Origin of the sequence: Natrarchaeobius versutus, assembly GCF_041205745.1 — an archaeon.
Classification (GTDB): Archaea; Halobacteriota; Halobacteria; order Halobacteriales; family Natrialbaceae; genus Natrarchaeobius; species Natrarchaeobius versutus.
Window position 1 is genome coordinate 1 of record NZ_JBGFCC010000021.1, and the last position, 1,486, is coordinate 1,486.

The following is a 1,486-nucleotide window of genomic DNA, read 5'->3' on the forward strand; positions in this document are numbered from 1 at the left end:
CGTCGGTCTCTTGCGTCCCATGCTTGATTCACGCTCTCATGGGTTAGCAGAATTTCCATCGAGTCAGTACAGGTGGTGTAGGTACCGCTCTTCCCAGGATGGATTTCGAGAGAACGGTTCACTGCTCATCAAGATTTCCGAGTGGTTACCCGGTGTATTCAGGACGGTTCAACTCGTCGAGGCCATCGTGGTACGCTGCGTGCCAGTTCTTGAGCACCCCTCTGGCGACTAACTTCGGGTGATGGACGGTGAAGCACGAATGTTCGACATCGTTTGGATGGTTTGATGCGTCCGGCGGCGGGTGAAAATGCGCGTCCCCTTGAACGTTGTAGTCGTCTCCGTGTGGGTGGTGACCCCACCGAAAATCAAGATCGGCTTCTGTGTAGTGGAATTTGTAGTCGCCCTCAGTTGTCCATTGAATATCGAATCGGCCAGTGGAGTCGTCCTGTAGACCGTCGGATAACTTCACCATCAGTACTGATGGACTGACGATATCGTCAACTGTCGCCGTTGCTAGGGGTGCCTGTTGAGTGAACTCATCACGAATCGTGAATAGTACGTCGCCGTCAATCGCTCCTCGAAGCCGGTGAGCAACGTCGTCGTCCGCCATTTCACTACTGTGAGTTGACCGCTGGTGTCGAGTTTGAACGGCCTCCAGCGATGTAATCAGTTGCCTTTCCGATCGACACGGCGGCATTAGCGAAGGCTAAATTCCGACGCGTTGTCTGCCACTCCGTCACCACGGACCTATCCACGCGCGCATCAGGGTCAGAATTGTCGAGTGCTTCGCTCCCGAGACGGACCGCGAGCTCCTCAGGTGAATCAACGCCGTACGTCTCCCGATACTCGTGGATCTCCTCTTGCATCTCCGCAACGCGAGTAGTGAGCTCCTCAACTGAACGTTCAGAAAGAAGTCTATTGGCGTGTTCGGTGATCAGAGACTCGTTCGATCGCTGGTAGAGTGTCGCGCCGTGTTTTCCTTGGGTCGTGGTGACGAATCCGTCTTCTGCCAGCGTTTCCAGGTGCTTCCGCGCGGTCTTCGTCGTCGTTTGTGCGTCATCCGCGACCGCACCAGCAGTCACTGGGTCGTACGTGTGACGGATGACGTCCTTGACGCGTTCCGCAGGAGTTGTTTCCGCCTCCCATTCCGTTCTCACTGCCTCGTTGATATCGTCGTACGGATCGGGCGACCGGGGCTCAGCCATACTCACTCGTTCGGTTTGTAGTAATATAATACCTCCGGGTAGGCGCCATATTCCTCCTAGGTAGTGCTACTTTCGCAAAATTACATACTGTCACACTGAATACGACTCATAATAATTTCTGTACAGTCCGCACGTGTAGTGAGCCGGTCGTTCATCAACCTCTGCGTGAAACAAACAGAGTCAGCGTGCTGCACTCATGCTCTATATTCACCTATGGAAATTCTGCTGGCTGAACAAACCACGTTTGCTAAGATAATTCTTCGGGCGACAAGGACTTGCTG

General features: G+C 53.8%; 2 protein-coding genes. Both read right to left on the reverse strand.

Annotated elements, in window-relative coordinates:
• Positions 1-145: 145 nt before the first annotated feature.
• Positions 146-610: a toxin-antitoxin system TumE family protein gene (locus AB7C87_RS24130; RefSeq protein ID WP_369732095.1), complete on the reverse strand. Its 465-nt coding sequence runs from the start codon at positions 608-610 to the stop codon at positions 146-148.
• A 4-nt stretch (positions 611-614) separates the two neighbouring features.
• A complete protein-coding gene (locus AB7C87_RS24135) occupies positions 615-1,205 on the reverse strand; it encodes a DUF7342 family protein (protein WP_369732096.1) in 591 nt (196 codons plus the stop codon).
• Positions 1,206-1,486 lie beyond the last annotated feature (281 nt).

Bases quoted from the DNA above. Each gene is read 5' to 3' on its own strand.
- AB7C87_RS24130 (WP_369732095.1), bottom strand. From the start codon at position 610: ATGGCGGACGACGACGTTGCTCACCGGCTTCGAGGAGCGATTGACGGC.
- AB7C87_RS24135 (WP_369732096.1), bottom strand. From the start codon at position 1,205: ATGGCTGAGCCCCGGTCGCCCGATCCGTACGACGATATCAACGAGGCA.